The following is a 15,493-nucleotide window of genomic DNA, read 5'->3' on the forward strand; positions in this document are numbered from 1 at the left end:
CCTCCGAGAAAGGGGTACGCCGAGTCCGCCGCAGCGGTTGCCGGGCGCCTGCTCCAGGTGGAAGGTGGCGGCGCCCCGGTCCGGTACGGCGGCGGGCCGGGTGGAGAAAGTGCCGAGGTGACATGCGCGCCCTCCCAGGTGGCCGGTTCAGTACACGTAGGGCCAGGCAGCGGCGTCGTAGCCGATGCGGTTGACGCCGAGCAGCGACGCGCCGTCGTCGGCGTAGTAGTGGTAGAAGAGGACGTCGCCGTCGGTGTCGGCGAGGACCGCCTGGTGGCCGGGACCGTGCACGCTGCCGTGTGAGGCCAGGATCTGGGTGCCTCCGCCGGCGAGCATGTTCCGGCCCGCGCGGTCCACGAACGGCCCGGTGGGGCTCGCCGACCGACCGACCATGATCCGGTACGTGCTGGCGGCGCCCTGGCAGCAGCGGTCGAACGAGACGTACAGGTAGTACCAGGAGCCGCGCTTGACCAGGACCGGCGCCTCGATGCCGGGGCCGTAGGCGGCCACGCTGTGCATGGTGCTGCCGAGCCGGCGCCCGGTGGCCGGGTCGATCGGGATCATCTTGATGCCGGACCAGAACGAGCCGAAACCGAGCCACCAGCGGCCCTGGTCGTCGACGGTGAGGTTCGGGTCGATGGCGTTGAAGTCGTCGGTGGTCCGCGACTCGACGACCAGTCCTTGGTGGGTCCAGCTCCCGGAGTCGCCGGTGGTGCTGGTGGCCAGGAAGATCGCCGAGCGGTTGGATCCGAACGTCGACGCCGAGTAGTACAGGTGGTAACGCCCGTTGCGGTACGACAGGTCCGGAGCCCACAGGTTGCGCGCGCCGCCGGTGTACGTGGTGGTCCACGGCGCGCCACCGGGGAAGGCGGCGCCCGCGTTGCGGAAGGTGACCCGGTCGGCGGAGGTCTTCAGCGCGACGTCGTCACCGGTGTGCGCGACGAGGTAGGTGCCGTCGGGTCGCTTGACCACCGTCGGGTCGTGGACGCCGATGTCGCCGGCAACCCGGCCGGGCTGCGGGTAGGCCGGTGCCGGGGTGGTGGGCGCCGGGGTGGGCGTGCCGCCGCCCAGCCGGATCAGCCGCCACTGCTGGTTGGCGCCGTCGAGATCGGCGTAGCCGGCCAGCCGGCCACCGTCGGCTGTCGACCACTGCCACACGTCGACGACCTTGCCCCACTGCCGGTTCACGAACCGCACGAACCCGCCCGCGGAGTCCTGCAACCGGAACTGCTGGGTGGCCGACGAGCGGTCGGTGCTCTGGACGAGCTGGGTGCCGTCGCCGCCGGTCGGCAACTCCAGCACCTTCCCGCTGTGCCGGGACCGCACCTTGTAGAACCCGCCGCCGGCGTCCACGAACTGCCACTGCTGCACCGCGAGGTCGTTGCGCGTCCACTGGTTCACCGGCGCGTTCTCCGCCGCCGACCAGTCGTACAGGTCCATCGCCTTGCCGCTGTGCCGGTTCACGACCACGTACGACGCGGACGTGTCGACGCTCGCCGCCGACGCCGGGGGCATCCCGGCCAGCACCCCCGCGGCGAGGACCAGCGCCGCCGAGACCACGACCGCCGCCGTACGCGTCCTCCGTGCGGTCCCTGTCACCGAGAACCTCCTGCGCCCTGGTCGTCACCGGCCGGCCGCGGCGGCTCGCCTCATCCGTGACGCTCGTGGCAGCGGCATTACCGCCGGGTTACGGAAATGTTCTCGTTAACATAGACAAGTGTCAAGGTGATCGGGAGACCGATCGCCCGTTCAGCCGGGCCCCCACCACTCACCGCGGTTCGGTCGAGTCCGGGTCGGCCGTCGCGTCGACGACGGAGACGGGAGTGCCCAGCTCCACCGTCCGGGACACGGTGCAGAGCCGGTCGTGCGACTGTCGCAGCGAACGCGGCAGCACCTCGCGGGCCCGGTCACCGTCCGCACCGTCCGGGAACGTCACCGCGAACGTGACGGTGAGGTTCTCCATCCGGTTCCCGGCCTCCGGGTCGCGGATCTTGTCGCCGCTCACCGTGACGGCGAACCGGGTCGGTTCGGCGCGCCGGCTGGTCACGTGGTCGACGTCCACGGCGGTGCAGCCCCCGAGGGCCGCCAGCAGCAGTTCCACGGGCGTGAAGGTCGCGTCCTCCCCGGTACCCATCGACAGCTCGCCGCCACGGGCGTTGCGCACGACGTATCTGCCCACGCTGGTGCGCTCGATCTCCACCGACCGGAAGGTGTCGTCACTCATGCGACGAACCTACCGAAAAGCGTTCCGCGAACGTGCGGTACACCGGTGTGCCCGGCAGCCCGTCGCGAACGGCGAACACCACGAGGTCGAACCGATCGACCACCCGGAGGGCGTCGGCGAACGCGCCGGCCACCGTCGCCGGATCGTTCCGGAACACCCCGCACCCCCACGCGCCCAGCACCACGGTCCGATGCCCGTGCGCGGCCGCGACCTCCAGCACCCGCCGGGCACGCCGCGCCAGCACCGCCGGCACGTCGGCGGCCCGCTCCGGCTGGTTGCGCAGGACCGCGCCCAGGTTGGGCGCCGCCGCGGTCAGGAAGGACGTGGTGTACGGCCGGTCGAGCAGGTTGCCCTTGTCGTCGCGGAACACCGGCACGCCCGGGGAGTAGACGACCCGGTCGCTGTACCGCAGATCCCGCTGCGCCCGGTGGAAGGCGTAGAACTCCGGCGCGGTGAGCAGGCACGGGTAGAGCGCCGACGAGCGGGCGATGCTCTCCTCCTGCGCCTGCGCCCCGCCCAGGAACCCGCCACCCGGGTTCTTCGCCGACGCGAACACCAGACACGCCGCGCCGGGACCGAGCCGGTGGGCCACCTGCAACGTCGACTCGTACGTCACCTCCACGTCGCCGGCGCCCGGCTTCGCGTCTCCTGTTGCGAGCACCTCGTCCGGCGGGTGGTGCCGGGTGCCGGCGACGGCGGCGCGTACCGCCGCCCCGATCTCGACGTCGTCACCGGCGTCGTTGCGATAGCGTCCCGACTCGGCGATCGCGACCGTCTGCCGGGCGATCTCGCGGAGACGGCCGCTCATCCGGCATACCCGTCGATGTCGCGCATGATCGGCAATCTAGGCAGTCCCCACCGCGGCGGGCAACCGATTAGCGACCGCCCGCCACCTCACGGGCGCTGGGAGAGGCGTCGGTCCCGCGGACGATCCAGTCGATCGACCGGGTTCCGGTGGCGCCCAGCGGTAAGCCGGACAAGCGCGCCCTGGCGCCCGCGACGACCGGTTGACCGTGGCCGTCGGCGCAGCCCGGGGCTCTACTACCCATTGTTAGTAGTTCCCCTAGGATGGCGACCGGTCGGAGCGATGGGCACCGGGTCCAGGTCTCCCCGACGAAGGGACCAGCGGTGCCTTTCCCGCGGCGTCATCGGTTGCCGGCGCGCGGCGCGGCACGGTGGGTGCTGCTGGTGTGGCTGGCGTTGTGCCCCGCCGTGTTCGTGGTGCTCGGATTCGCGTCGCCCGCCACCGCGCACTTCAAGCTGCTCAAGGTCGTACCGGCGGACGGCGCACGCGTGGACGGCGCGGTCGGAGAGATCCGGCTGACGTTCAGCGCCCCCGGCACGCCCACCGGGGCCGGCTTCCGGCTCACCCGCGAGGGTGCGGCCGTTCCGGCGAGCAGTCACACCCCCGACGGGGGCCGTACGTGGCTGGTCCACCCCTCCGCCGAGTTGACCAACGGGGAGTTCACGCTGCGCTGGAGCGTGGCCGCCCCGGACGCCCATCCCCTGACCGGCGATGTCACGTTCACAGTGGTCCCGGCCGCCGCGCCACCGGGCGCGACCGCCACGCCTCGGCCCACTGCCGGCGCGCACGGGCACGCCGGTCACGGTGGACCGGCGGTTCCGTCGGCGTCTCCACCGGCCCACTCCGGCGGGCACGCGGTGGGTCACACCGCCGACGCCGACCAGGGTCCGGTGCGGCTGGTCGGCACGGCGGGGCGGTGGCTGTCCTACGGGGCGATCCTGCTCGGCGTGGGTGGTCTCGTCTTCGCGCTGACCACACTGGTGGGAACACGCAGCGACATCCGGCTGGTCCAGGTCTGGGTGCGGGTCGCCGGGCTGACGGTGGCGGCCGGCGTGGTGCTCGAACTGGCGGCGCTGGCGGTGGTGTTCAGCCCCGCGGGTAGTTTCGCCTCGGCGGTCAGCGTGCAGGCGCTGACCGCGCTCGGCGGTACGCCGGTGGCCGCCGGGCTGGGCCTGCGGTTCGCCGGCGCGGCCGGGTTGCTCGTGGCCGGTTCCCTGGAGGCGGCGCTGATCCGGGGCCGGCACGCGGTCGGGCGGCATGCCGTGGTGACGGTCGCCGCGATCCCGACGGCCCCTCGCCCCCTGGTCGTGCCGGCCGGCGGTGACGCGAGCGGCGAGGAGGCGCAACGGGTACGCGCGCGAGCGGTCCGGCCGGTACTCCTCGGTGTCACGGTGGCGCTGCTGCTCGGTTCGTTCCTGTTCGACGGGCACACCGTCACCGCGCGGCCTCGAATGCTCGTCGTGGCGGCGGACGTGGCGCACACCGTCGCCGCAGCGGTGTGGGTCGGCGGGGTTCTGCTCCTGGCGGCGCTGCTGCTGGGGCGTGCGCGCCTCGGTGTGCCGACGGGCGCCGCCGAGATGGCGGTGCGGTTCTCCGTTCCGGCCAGCGCGGCCGTGGCGTTGACGGGTGCCGCCGGCGTCGCGTTGACAGTGGCGATCCTGGACCGGCCGGGTCATCTGGTGAGCACCGGTTGGGGACGGGTGCTCCTGGTCAAGGTCGCGCTGGTGGCGGTCGTGGCCGTGGTCGGGCTCTACAACAGCAGGCGGGTGGTACCGCGGCTGGACGACCCCACGCCGGACGGCATGCGCCGCCTGCGCCACACGGTGCTGGCGGAGGCGGTGCTGATGGTGGCCGTCCTACTGGCCACCGCGATCCTGGTCAACGCCGGCATGTAGTAGGTCGCGCCCGCGCCGGACGGGCGGTACGGCGTCTACAGGCAGAACAGGACGCCGGTGACCACGCCGACGCCCAGAGGGGCGGCCAGGGCGGTCGAGGCGAGCACGGCGCGGGCGAGCAGGTTGCGGCGGTGCGGGCGGCGCCCCTGGAGGCGCTGTAGCCGGATGGCCATGTCGGCGCCGGCCATCGACAGCGCGGACGGCGGGTGCGGCGCGCCGGCGAAGGTCAGCAGCGCGTCGCGTACGGCGGTCTGGCCGCACTCGCGGACGGCGGCGGCGTCGGCACAGAGTTCGACGAGCAGGCGCACGGCCGCGGGCGCCTGCCGGGTCAGGGGCAGCCACGGTACGGCAGCCGCGAGCCCCTCCACGCCGGCCACCAGGAGATGGTGGCGCTCCCGCAGGTGTGCCCGCTCGTGGCTGAGCACCGCGGCGAGCTGGTCCGCCGGCAGGTCACCGGCGGCGCTGGCCAGGACCGTCAGCCCGCGGGATCCGCCGAGGCTGTAGGCCATCGGGGTCGGGTGGGGGATCCACAGCACCGGCGCCTCGCCGCGCTCCGGCGGGCCGCCGGCGAGCGTGAGCAGGTCGGCGTGGGCTCGGCGGGCGCGGTGGGCGCGCACGGCCCGGCGGGCGCAGGTCGCCGTGAACCGGACGAGCACGGCCAGCAGGATCAGTGCTCCGGCCGCCCCGGCGATCTCGTCGACGGCGGGCGGCCGGCTGGGTTGCGCCCAGTGCCAGCAGATGCGGGCGAGGTCGTGCAGCGCCCACTGCCGGGTGCTGCCCGGGGCGAGGAGCATCACGGTGGCGAGGACGAAGGTGGCGATCACCGCGACGATCAGGCCGAGCCAGCCGAGCAGCATCGCGACCGGGTCGGCGACGTGCCGGAAGCACAGCCGCAGCACGGCGGGGCCACAGCAGGCGACCAACGCCGCGCCGGTGACGAGGGCGAGCGCGAGGCTCACGCCTCGGACTTCCGCTCGTCGAGGACCTGCCGCAGGATGTGCAGTTCGTGGTCGGAGGCGGACCGGGCGAAGTGCAGGAGCACCAGGTCGGGATGGGTGCTCGTCTCGACGACCCGGCGCAGTGTCCGGGCGATGATCTCCTCGCGAGTGCCGGCCGCGCGATAGCGGTAGGCCTTGCCGTCCTTCTCCCGGACGGCCCAGCCCTTGCGGTGCAGGTTGTCCAGCACGGTGAGGACTGTCGTGTACGCCAGGGCCCGGTCGGTGGTCACCGCGTCGAGGACGTCGCGCACGAGCACGGGCTCGGGGGCACACCACAGGACGTCCATCACGGACGATTCGAGCTTGCCCAGTTCCGCCACGTGCTCTCCCTTCGTACCGGTCAGGGTACGTCAGGTGTCGTGGCGGTGCGGCCGGTCCCGGGCCTCGGGGCCCGGACCGGCCACACCCGGCCGTCTACAGGCGGTCGAGGATCTTCTGCAGGGTCCGCACCTCGGTGGCCTGGTCCGAGGCGATCTCGGCGGCGAGCGCCTTGGCCTCGGGGCTGCGGCCGTCGGCCTGCTCGGCCTTGGCCATGTCGATGGCGCCGTTGTGGTGGGCGATCATCATCTCGGCGAACATCTTGTCGAAGGCAGCGCCGTTCGCGGCGGCGAGTTCCCTCATCTGCTGCTCGGACATCATGCCGGGCATCCCCGAGGTCATCCCCGGCATGTCGTGCCCGGGCGTGGCGCTCATGCCGGGCATGCTGTGGTCGCTGGGCAGGTCCGTGGGCTTGCCCCAGGCCGTGAGCCACCCCTTCATGGTGGTGATCTCCGGATCCTGCGCTGCCTTGATCTTGGCGGCCAGGTCCTTCAGTTCGGTGTCGCTGGCGCGCGTCGGGGCCAGGTCGGCCATCGTGACCGCCTGCTGGTGGTGCGGGATCATCATCTGGGCGAACATCACGTCCGCGTCGTTGAAGGTGGCGCCGGCCGAGGGCGAGGCGCCCGCCGCGGAACTGCTGCCGGTGCCGTGCGTCATGCCGCCGGTGTCGTGCGCGCCGCCGCAGGCGGCGGTGGCGAGCAGGGCGGACAGAGCAACGCCCGCGAGGGCGGCGCGGCGGAGGATGGTCGGATTCATCAGGTACGTGGTCCTTGTCGTGAGGTGTGCCGGAACGGAGTCGTCGGGTCCGGGCGAGACGCCGGACCGTGGTCTCCTCACGTGCGCAGGACCGTCACGGCGCGCAGTCGCAGCCCGATGGGCGGGCGGGGCGGACCTCGGTGCGGGCCGGGCCCGCGGGACCGAGGGCCAGCCGGCGTCCCGGTGCCGCGGCGGGGCCGGCACAGCAGGGACAGGGCGCTGAGAACGAGGGCGCCGCCCAGCACCGCCAGGCACACGGTGAACGCGTGCATCCCCTCGCCGTGCCCGGGCGAGCCGTCTTCTCCGTGTGCGGCGTCGGGCGCGGCGGCGCTCTCGTGGGCGGTCCCGGCGTCGGCGGTGCTCCCGTGTGCGGCGCTCGCGTGGGCGGCCTCAGGTCCGGTCGGGTGGCCGAAGGTGTGCATGCCGAACACCCCGAACGTCACGGCGACGAACAGCGCCAGCCGCAGCAGCGGGTGAGAGCGTCCCATCCCACCCCCTCCGCACGTCCGGCCCGGCGCGTGGCCGTCGCCCCTGACACAGGCATCTACTAAAGACGCATAGTAGATGGGATATCACAGGGGCCGGGCACGGGGAGGCGAACACGCACAACCCGCCGCCCGGGAACACCTACGTGACGCGGTAGGCGGTGTAGCGCACCCGGTCGGCCTCGCGGATCGCCGACGCGACGAAGACGCACTGCTCCAGGACGGCCAGTGCGGGCACCGACGTCTCCAGTCGTACGCCCAGGCGGAAGTAGTACTCGGAGGGGTCGACCGCGTCGCCGCGCAGCAACGCTTCGAGGATCTCCGGCCGGCCGCTGCGGACGCCGAACGTCCGGATGTAGACGTGACCGCCGTCGGCGGTGCGCGCCGAATAGCGTGTGTCGATCTCGATCGCGCCGTCGGGGCGGACCAGCTGCCAGTCGGCGCCGCCGGGAAGGATGTCAGCCTCGACGAGGCCGGTCACCCGGCCGCCGACGACAGGCACGACGCGGCGGTGGCCCGCGCGGGTCATCCCGTGGTCCTCCAGCGCGCCGAGCCGCACCTCCACCTCGAACGCGGCCTCCAGGCCGGGAACCGCCGGGGCGCTCACCGGGCCCCGCCCGGCTGGTCGGCGCGGCGGTCGGTGCGTCGGCGCGTACTCATGGGGTGTCCTTGGCCTGCGCGAGGGCGTCGCGCAGGCGTTCCAACGCGGGCACCGCGGCGGCGAGGGCCGCGCGGTCCGCCGCCGGCAGGGTGGCCGCGGCGCGGGCGACCAGGTCTCCGCTCGCGAGGTCGAAGCGGTCGAACAGGTCGAGGGCCTTCGGGGTCGCGAGGACGTCGACGTGGCGGTGGTTGCCGGGACGGGGGCGGCGCTCGACGAGGCCGTTGCCCTCCATCGTGGTGAGCAGGTTGCTGACCGTCGAGCGGCTCAGGCGGAGCCGTTCGGCCAGCTCACCGGGACCGGACACGGTGCCCCGGGGCAGGGCCCGCACGATCTCGATCTGCGCGTCCGGGATCTCCGGCAGGTGCTCGGCGGCCCGGGCGGCGGCGAGCAGCGTGCGGCGCAGCGGTGAGATCACCGACGCCAGTCGCGCCGCGTCCAGCTCGGTCGCTTCCGGGCCGGTCACCGCAGTACGCCCGAGAAGACCGTCGGCGTCAGGGAGGCCCGTTCGTTGAGATCGGCGGGCAGGAAGCCGGCCGCCTTCTTGTACCCGGTGGCGATCTCGGTCAGCTCCTCCGGCGGGATGACGTCGTGGATGTGCGCGAACCCGTCCGGCGCGCGCTCGTGGGCGAGCACCATCACCTGCTCCGGGCCCTGCCGCCGGTTGCTCAGCACGAGCGCTGTGGTCGCCGGCCGCCGGTCCGCCTCGTAGGCGTCGAGCGCCTGCCGCACCGTCGGCGCGGTGGCGAGGTGGAAGGCGAGGGTACGTGCGTCCAGGATGGCCTGCGACGCCCCGTTGGAACCGTTCGGATACATCGGGTGCGCCGCGTCCCCGAGCAGCGTCGTGTTGCCGTGGGTCCACGTGTCGATCGGGTCGCGGTCCACCATGGGGTATTCGAGGATCTCGTCGGCGGCGGACAGCAGTTCCGGCACGTCGAGCCACGGGAAACGCCAGTCCGCGAAGAGCGAGACGACCGGCGCGGGGTCGACCGCCCGGTTCCAGTCCGCGTTCGGCCCGGCGAAACCGGGCCCGCGCCGCTCGGCGACGACGTTGATCAGGCCGGCACCGATCGGGTACGCGACGAACTTCTGTTCCGCGTCCCCGGCCATGATCATGGTTCGCCCGTCCAGGAATCCGGGTGCCCGCGCCGTCCCCCGCCAGAGCGTCAGCCCGTTCCAGATCGGCGCCCCCTCGCCCGGCCGATGTTGCCGGCGCAGCGCGGAATGGATGCCGTCCGCGCCGACGATCAGGTCGCCGGCGACGCTCACCTCCCCCGCTGCCGTCTCGAAGCGTGCGACGCCGTTCCGGACGTCGACGAGCCGGTGCCCGGTGCGTACCGCGTCGGCCCCCAGCCGTTCCCGCACCACGGTGAGCAGTTCCATCTGGAACCGGCCACGGTGCACGGAAAGCTGCGGCCAGCGATATCCGGCGTCCAGCCCGCGCGGCTCGCTCCAGATCTGCTGACCGTGCCGGTTGTAGTAGGCCAATGTGCCGGGCGCTGCGCCCAGCCTTTCCACGCGTTCGCCGAGGCCCAATTCGGTCAGCTCGCGGACGGCGTGCGGGAGCAGATTGATCCCGACGCCGAGCGGGCGCAGCGCGGCGGCGCGTTCGTAGACCGCGATGTCACGGAAGCCGGCCCGGTGCAGGCTGAGCGCGGTGGTGAGGCCACCGATACCAGCGCCCACGATCACGATCGCCAAGTCGTCGCTCCCTTCGCCGCCGCACCAGCAACCACACAGTTTGGTCACAAAATCGTCACGCGTCAAGACGTATTCACATGAGGCCGGACCACTCGTCGCGCATTGCGATTCGCCTTATCGGAATTCTTGACAATCAATCGTCCCTGCATGACGCTGATCGACGCGGTCGGATGGTTTACCTCACCTCGCCGGCCCCCACTCCTCCGGATGCACCAGCGCTTCGCACGGAAGGGCTCGTCCATGAAGAAGGTCACCGCCCTCGCTGTTCTCGCCGGCCTCGCGATCGCCCTGACCGGTTGCACGGACTCCGACGCCACCGATCCGTCCCCCGGCGCGAGCGGCGAGCTGCGCAAGGTCCGCGTGGCGGCGCTGCCCATCAGCGAGACCGCCGCGCTGTGGGGTGGTATCAAGGCGGGCATCTTCCGGGAGCAGGGGCTCGATGTGGAGGTGGTGCCCGCACAGGGCGGCGCACAGGCCATCCCGGCCCTGATCAACGGCGACATCGACTTCGCCATCGGCCAGCCGTTCGGCCCGTTCCGTGCCGACCTGCAGAACCTCGGTGTGGTGATCATCGGGAACTACGCGTCGTCCTACGCCGACGGTGACGACATCAACGCGGTGGTGGCGTCGGCCAAATCGGGCATCACCCGGCCGGCCCAGCTCGCGGGGCGCAAGGTGTCGGTCAACAGCCTGGGCGCCGCCGGCGACGTCACCATCATGGCGGCGGTCGAGAAGGACGGCGGCGATCCCACCAAGGTCAAGTTCGTCGAGGTGGCCTTCCCGGACGCGCCGGCCCAGCTCGCCGCCGGCAACATCGACGCCGCCTGGGTGACCGAGCCGTTCATCACCCAGATGCGCCAACGCGGTGACGTCCTCGTGGTCGCCCCGTACCAGGCCACCGTTCCCGGACTCACCACCCTGACCACGATCACGTCGAGCAAGCTGAAGGACTCCGACGCCGAGCTCGTCGCGGACTTCTCGGCCGGGATGAGGAAGACGCTCACCTGGGCCAAGGATCCGGCCAACCAGACGGACCTGCGGCAAGCCATCAAGGACAACCTCGAACTGCCGGACGCGGTGGCGGACTCCGTACGGCTCCCGGCATTCGGGTGGGAGCTCGACCGGGCCGGCCTGGAGCAACTGGCGGCGCTCGCCCAGAAGTACCGCGTCCTCGACCGGCGACCCGACTTCGACCGCCTCATCCAGCAGCAGTAGCCGGCCGATGCGCAAGATCCTGCTGGGTGCCGTGGGCCTGTTCGGGTTCCTCGTCGTCTGGCAACTGATCCCGGCACTGGGACTGGCCGACCCGCACTACCTGCCGTACGCGACGGACGTTTTCGGGTGGCTGGTCCACGAGGTCCGCGACCTGGCGTTCTGGCGGCGGGTCCGGCTCACCATGACGTCGTGGGCGATCGGCCTGACGCTGGCGACGCTCGCGGCGGTCGCACTGGGGACCGTGGTCGGGATGGTGCCGTTCCTGCGTCGCGCGACGCACACGACCGTCGAGTTCCTGCGGCCGGTGCCGTCGGTCGCGCTGATCCCCCTCGCCGTGCTGATGTTCGGCCTGCAGATGCGCGCCGCCCTCGTCATCATCGTCTACGCGGCGTTCTGGCAGGTGTTCGTGCAGGTGATCTACGGCGTCGCCGACGTCGACACCGTCGCCCGGGACACCGCGCGGAGCTTCGGCCTCACCCGCGCCGAGCGGCTGCGGTACCTCGTCCTTCCGACCGCTCTGCCGTACCTGATGACCGGCCTGCGCCTCGGCGCGGCAGTCGCACTCATCCTGGCCGTCACCGCCGAGATGGTGATCGGCAACCCCGGCCTCGGGCGCATGATCGAGCTGTCCCGCTCCTCCGGGGACGCGGTCGGCCTGTACGGCCTCGTCGTGGTCACCGGGATCCTCGGCCTGCTGGTGAACGTCGTGTTCCGCTTCGTCGAACGCCGTTCGCTGGCCTGGCACCAGTCGGTGCTCGCGGACGAGGCGGCCCGATGACCGCCCTCGGCGCGGGCCGGGCCCGTCCCCGCGACCTGGGCGTCCGGGTCGCCGAGAACGTCCTGTACGCGGTCGGGCTGCCCGTCCTGACCGTGGCGCTCTGGGCCGTCTGCTCCACCCGGTCGACGAACCGGTTCCTCGTCGGCCCCCGCACGCTCCTCGACGCGTTCCGGCAGACCTGGATCGGCCCGGCGTTCGTCGACGACGTCCTGCCGAGCCTGTACCGGCTCCTGGCCGGCCTCCTCGCGTCGATCCTCCTCGGCGTCGCCGCCGGCGTCGTCATCGGCCGGTTCCGCCCGCTACGCGAGATCCTCGAACCACTGCTGGAGTTCTTCCGCGCGATTCCGCCACCCGTGCTGATTCCGGTCGCGATGCTCCTGCTCGGCATCACCGACACCATGAAGGTCGTCGTCATCGTGTCCGGCGCGATCTGGCCGATCCTGCTGAACACGATCGAAGGCGTCCGGGCGACCGACAGCGTGATGATGGAGACCGCGCACTCGTTCCGGATCTCCCGGTGGGACCGGCTGTGGCGGCTGATCCTCCCGGCGGCGGGTCCGCGCATCATGACCGGCGTACGGCAGGCGCTCTCGGTGGCCCTGATCCTCATGGTCATCTCGGAGATGTTCGCGTCGTCCGCCGGCCTCGGCTACCGGATCGCCTACTTCCAACGGAACTACCTCATCGCCGAGATGTGGAGCGGCATCCTGCTGCTCGGCCTCATCGGCGTCGTCCTCGCCGTGGCCTTCGGTGTCGTCGAACGCCGCGTCCTGCGCTGGTACCACGGAATGAAGGAGCTCAACCGTGGCTGACGGGAGCCCCCTGCTGAGGGTCGAGCACCTGCGGAAGGTCTACGCCTCCGGCCGGGGCGAGGTCGAGGCGATCGGTGATCTCAGCTTCACCATGGATCCCGGCGAGCTGCTGTGCGTCGTCGGTCCCTCGGGCTGCGGCAAGACCACTCTCCTGAAATGCCTCGCCGGGCTGCTGCGGCCCACCAGCGGCCTCGTCGAGATGGAGGGGTCGCCGGTGACGGGGCCGAGTCCGGCGATGGCAGTGGTCTTCCAGGAGTACGCCCGCAGCCTGTACCCGTGGCTGACGGTCCGGGGCAATGTGGAGCTTCCGCTTCGCCACAAGAAGCTCTCCCGTGCCGAACGCGCCCGGATGGTCGCCGACGCCCTCGACGCGGTCGGGCTGCCGCAGTCGGCGCGGAGCCATCCGTGGCAGCTCTCCGGCGGGATGCAGCAGCGGGTGGCGATCGCACGCGCCATCGCCTACCAGCCGGACGTGCTGATCATGGACGAGCCGTTCGCCGCGGTGGACGCGCAGACCCGCGCGGATCTGGAGGATCTCGTCCGCGAACTGCACCTGACCCGCGGGATCTCCACCGTCTTCGTGACGCACGACATCGACGAGTCCGTGTACCTGGGCCAGCGAGTGCTCGTCCTGTCGAACTCACCGACCCGGGTGCAGGAGGACCTCGTGATCGACCTCCCACGGGAACGCGATCAGCTCACCACCCGGGCCCTGCCCCGGTTCACCGAACTGCGGACCCACGTCTACGAGCAGATCCAGCGGGCCAAGCGCGGGCCGGCCGCGGCGCCACAGCCGGCACCGTGACCGCACCGTACGCGCGGGTCCGTCGTCAGAAGACCCGCGTACGGCGCGCCCCGGACGCAAGACCCGCGACCGGGCCGACGGCGCCGTCCCGTCCAGACTGCCGGGATGAACCCACAAGGTCGACGTCCATGACGGCGGGGCTGCCGTCCGCCTCCTCGAACTCCGCGTCGGCGCACCGGACCCGTTCCAGATCCCGGCCGGTGACCACACCGACACGTGCCTCGTCGAACGCCTCGGGAAGATCGGTGACGAGCCAGACCGCGTCGCCCTCGACGACGACCGTCGCCGTCGCGTCGCCCAGTACCCGCGGCCCACGCTCACCCTCGAACGGCCGGGCCCCCGCGGCGTACGCGTTCGCTCGGGCGTACACCGGTTGTCTCACGTCGAGGTACTTCTGCTGGTCGCTGGGCGGCTGGTCGTCGAGGCGGGCCAGGTACTCCTCGAAGGAGGCGGGATGGCCGTCGTATCCGGCGGTGCCGGCCAGCGGTGGCCCCTCGCCCTCCGCGCCCGCCCCGTAGGCCGCGCCCGGGTCGCCGCCCACGAAGAGGTTCCCCACGTACCTGTCGTCGCCGCCGTAGATCACCGCGTACCCGGCGACCTGGGTGCTGTGCCGCCGGTGATACGGCGTGGCGCGGTCCAGCACCGGCTCCAGCCGCACCGTGCCGCAGACCAGGTTGCAGACGAACGCACCTCCCTGGCTGAACAGCTCCAGCGCGGCGGGCGAGCCGAAGATGTTGTGCTCGACCAGGTAGGGGCCGTGGCTGACCTCGACGAAGAGGTCCCGGCAGTTGTCGTGGTAGACGTTGCGGGAGAGCCGGGTGCCCTGGGCCTGCCAGTCCAGCCAGGTGCCGAGCGAGCAGTCGTGGATCCAGTTGTGCCGGATCACCACGTCGATGGCGGCGTGCAGCTTGATGCCGGCGATCTCGTAGCCGTAGAACTCGCGCTTCACGCCGATGCGGTGGATGTGGTTGTCCTCGATCGTGGAGAACGCGCATCCGAGGTGACCGACTATCGCGTTCTGGCCGCAGTCGTAGATCGTGTTGCGCCGGATCACGTGCGAGCCGATGTGCTCCCGGTCCCACCCGATCTGGCGGGCCGCGAAGACCGACTCCAACTGGTACTGGTAGCCCGGCTTGTCGCCACGGAGAGCCGAGTGGTTCTGCCCGGTCGACCCCTCCTTCCCGATCGAGATCGCCGAGCACTTGGCGTCGTGGATCACGTTGTCCTCGATGACCCACCCCTTCGCCCAGCCGGGCCCGATCAGGCCCGGCTGGTCAGCGGTCGGCGGCGCCCACGGGCTGGCCGCGTGCGCCAGCTCGAAGCCACGGACCGTGATGTAGTCCAGGTGCGGCTGTTCCGGGTAGAAGACGCTGCGGCGTACGTTGATCTCCACCAGCTCCGTGTTCGGGTCGGCGCCCTGGAAGTTGGCCCAGATCGTCGTCCGCTCACCGACGTCGGCGTACCAGACGAGCCGGGTCTGGTCGGGATCGCCGACCGGACGGGGCAGCCTGGTCCAGTCGTCGACGACCTCCGTGCGCCGGGGCGGATCGTCGACCTCCGCCCGGCTCGCCACCTCGAAGAAGCTCAGGCCGTTCAGATAGACGTCGCCGAGGTGCCGGCGCGGCGCATCCTTGCCGTACACGATCCAGTCGCCGGTCACCTCCTCGGCGAACGGGTTGAACGAGCCGAACAGCGAGTTGTCGACGACCGCCCGCCAAACCGTCCCGCCGAGCGGCTCCCAGCCCGTGACGCGTTCCGATCCCTTGATCACCACGTGCTCGCCGGGTGCCGCCTCGTAGGTGATGCGGCGGGAGTCGCTGAGACCGCCACGGCGTGGCTTGACCCACTCGCGGTACTCCCCCGCGTGCACCACCACCGTGTCACCGGGCTGCGCGACGCCGGCCGCCCGGTCGATCGTCCGGAACGGCCGCTCGGCGCAGCCGTCGGCGCGATCCGAACCGCTGGTCGCCACATGGAATACGGATGTCATCCGGGGACCCTCCTTGTCGATTGATGGGGGTGCCTCCGGTGCCGCGGGCGGCG

The 15,493-nt window shown here is 71.9% G+C and carries 16 protein-coding genes; 5 read left to right on the forward strand and 11 right to left on the reverse strand.

The window, feature by feature from the left end; translation table 11 throughout:
• Positions 1-147 precede the first annotated feature (147 nt).
• From ABIH81_RS26735 to ABIH81_RS26745, 3 genes are all read right to left on the reverse strand, one after another.
• Positions 148-1,599, reverse strand: a complete 1,452-nt coding sequence (locus ABIH81_RS26735; protein WP_349877639.1) for a family 43 glycosylhydrolase — start codon at positions 1,597-1,599, stop codon at positions 148-150.
• A 169-nt stretch (positions 1,600-1,768) separates the two neighbouring features.
• Entirely contained in the window at positions 1,769-2,224 is a 456-nt protein-coding gene (locus ABIH81_RS26740; RefSeq protein WP_349877641.1) for an OsmC family protein, read from the reverse strand.
• The gene (locus ABIH81_RS26745) at positions 2,217-3,032 is read right to left on the reverse strand and encodes a TIGR02452 family protein (protein WP_349877642.1); all 816 of its coding nucleotides are present in this window, start codon (positions 3,030-3,032) and stop codon (positions 2,217-2,219) included. The genes ABIH81_RS26740 and ABIH81_RS26745 overlap by 8 nt, the downstream gene beginning before the upstream one ends.
• Before the next feature lie 320 nt (positions 3,033-3,352).
• On the opposite strand from ABIH81_RS26745, the gene ABIH81_RS26750 reads away from it, so the two are divergent.
• Complete coding sequence (locus ABIH81_RS26750) at positions 3,353-4,924, forward strand: CopD family protein (RefSeq protein WP_349877643.1); 1,572 nt, start codon at positions 3,353-3,355, stop codon at positions 4,922-4,924.
• Between the two features lie 35 nt (positions 4,925-4,959).
• On the opposite strand, the gene ABIH81_RS26755 is transcribed toward ABIH81_RS26750, so the two are convergent.
• The 7 genes from ABIH81_RS26755 to ABIH81_RS26785 all read right to left on the reverse strand — a co-directional run bounded on the left by ABIH81_RS26755 (position 4,960) and on the right by ABIH81_RS26785 (position 9,831).
• The gene (locus ABIH81_RS26755; RefSeq protein ID WP_349877644.1) at positions 4,960-5,883 is read right to left on the reverse strand and encodes a M56 family metallopeptidase; all 924 of its coding nucleotides are present in this window, start codon (positions 5,881-5,883) and stop codon (positions 4,960-4,962) included.
• On the reverse strand, positions 5,880-6,242 hold the full coding sequence (locus tag ABIH81_RS26760; RefSeq protein ID WP_349877645.1) for a BlaI/MecI/CopY family transcriptional regulator: 363 nt from the start codon (positions 6,240-6,242) through the stop codon (positions 5,880-5,882). The genes ABIH81_RS26755 and ABIH81_RS26760 overlap by 4 nt, the downstream gene beginning before the upstream one ends.
• A gap of 94 nt (positions 6,243-6,336) precedes the next feature.
• Positions 6,337-6,996: a DUF305 domain-containing protein gene (locus ABIH81_RS26765; RefSeq protein ID WP_349877647.1), complete on the reverse strand. Its 660-nt coding sequence runs from the start codon at positions 6,994-6,996 to the stop codon at positions 6,337-6,339.
• Positions 6,997-7,073: 77 nt separating this feature from the next.
• Positions 7,074-7,484, reverse strand: a complete 411-nt coding sequence (locus ABIH81_RS26770) for a DUF6153 family protein (protein ID WP_349877649.1) — start codon at positions 7,482-7,484, stop codon at positions 7,074-7,076.
• A 139-nt stretch (positions 7,485-7,623) separates the two neighbouring features.
• Positions 7,624-8,088: a DUF3237 domain-containing protein gene (locus tag ABIH81_RS26775; RefSeq protein ID WP_349877650.1), complete on the reverse strand. Its 465-nt coding sequence runs from the start codon at positions 8,086-8,088 to the stop codon at positions 7,624-7,626.
• Positions 8,089-8,137: 49 nt separating this feature from the next.
• Positions 8,138-8,605, reverse strand: a complete 468-nt coding sequence (locus tag ABIH81_RS26780) for a MarR family transcriptional regulator (protein ID WP_349877652.1) — start codon at positions 8,603-8,605, stop codon at positions 8,138-8,140.
• Entirely contained in the window at positions 8,602-9,831 is a 1,230-nt protein-coding gene (locus ABIH81_RS26785; RefSeq protein ID WP_349881209.1) for a flavin-dependent oxidoreductase, read from the reverse strand. The genes ABIH81_RS26780 and ABIH81_RS26785 overlap by 4 nt, the downstream gene beginning before the upstream one ends.
• 249 nt (positions 9,832-10,080) lie before the next feature.
• Between ABIH81_RS26785 and ABIH81_RS26790 the strand changes: the two genes are divergently transcribed.
• From ABIH81_RS26790 to ABIH81_RS26805, 4 genes are read left to right on the forward strand one after another with little or no spacing between them, the layout of a single operon-like run.
• Entirely contained in the window at positions 10,081-11,055 is a 975-nt protein-coding gene (locus ABIH81_RS26790; RefSeq protein ID WP_349877653.1) for an ABC transporter substrate-binding protein, read from the forward strand.
• A 7-nt stretch (positions 11,056-11,062) separates the two neighbouring features.
• Entirely contained in the window at positions 11,063-11,833 is a 771-nt protein-coding gene (locus ABIH81_RS26795; protein ID WP_349877655.1) for an ABC transporter permease, read from the forward strand.
• Positions 11,830-12,645: an ABC transporter permease gene (locus tag ABIH81_RS26800; RefSeq protein WP_349877657.1), complete on the forward strand. Its 816-nt coding sequence runs from the start codon at positions 11,830-11,832 to the stop codon at positions 12,643-12,645. The genes ABIH81_RS26795 and ABIH81_RS26800 overlap by 4 nt, the downstream gene beginning before the upstream one ends.
• Positions 12,638-13,450, forward strand: a complete 813-nt coding sequence (locus tag ABIH81_RS26805; protein ID WP_349877659.1) for an ABC transporter ATP-binding protein — start codon at positions 12,638-12,640, stop codon at positions 13,448-13,450. The genes ABIH81_RS26800 and ABIH81_RS26805 overlap by 8 nt, the downstream gene beginning before the upstream one ends.
• A 25-nt stretch (positions 13,451-13,475) precedes the next feature.
• On the opposite strand, the gene ABIH81_RS26810 is transcribed toward ABIH81_RS26805, so the two are convergent.
• Positions 13,476-15,440, reverse strand: a complete 1,965-nt coding sequence (locus ABIH81_RS26810; RefSeq protein WP_349877661.1) for a right-handed parallel beta-helix repeat-containing protein — start codon at positions 15,438-15,440, stop codon at positions 13,476-13,478.
• Positions 15,441-15,493: the final 53 nt, after the last annotated feature.

The sequence above is a fragment of the Micromonospora sp. HUAS YX12 genome (assembly GCF_040215685.1).
Classification (GTDB): domain Bacteria; phylum Actinomycetota; class Actinomycetes; order Mycobacteriales; family Micromonosporaceae; genus Micromonospora; species Micromonospora tulbaghiae.

Excerpts from the sequence above, each read along its gene's own strand:
- ABIH81_RS26810 (WP_349877661.1), bottom strand. The coding sequence starts at position 15,440 with ATGACATCCGTATTCCATGTGGCGACCAGCGGTTCGGATCGCGCCGAC.
- ABIH81_RS26790 (WP_349877653.1), top strand. The coding sequence starts at position 10,081 with ATGAAGAAGGTCACCGCCCTCGCTGTTCTCGCCGGCCTCGCGATCGCC.
- ABIH81_RS26795 (WP_349877655.1), top strand. The coding sequence starts at position 11,063 with ATGCGCAAGATCCTGCTGGGTGCCGTGGGCCTGTTCGGGTTCCTCGTC.
- ABIH81_RS26800 (WP_349877657.1), top strand. The coding sequence starts at position 11,830 with ATGACCGCCCTCGGCGCGGGCCGGGCCCGTCCCCGCGACCTGGGCGTC.
- ABIH81_RS26745 (WP_349877642.1), bottom strand. The coding sequence starts at position 3,032 with ATGAGCGGCCGTCTCCGCGAGATCGCCCGGCAGACGGTCGCGATCGCC.
- ABIH81_RS26765 (WP_349877647.1), bottom strand. The coding sequence starts at position 6,996 with ATGAATCCGACCATCCTCCGCCGCGCCGCCCTCGCGGGCGTTGCTCTG.
- ABIH81_RS26740 (WP_349877641.1), bottom strand. The coding sequence starts at position 2,224 with ATGAGTGACGACACCTTCCGGTCGGTGGAGATCGAGCGCACCAGCGTG.
- ABIH81_RS26770 (WP_349877649.1), bottom strand. The coding sequence starts at position 7,484 with ATGGGACGCTCTCACCCGCTGCTGCGGCTGGCGCTGTTCGTCGCCGTG.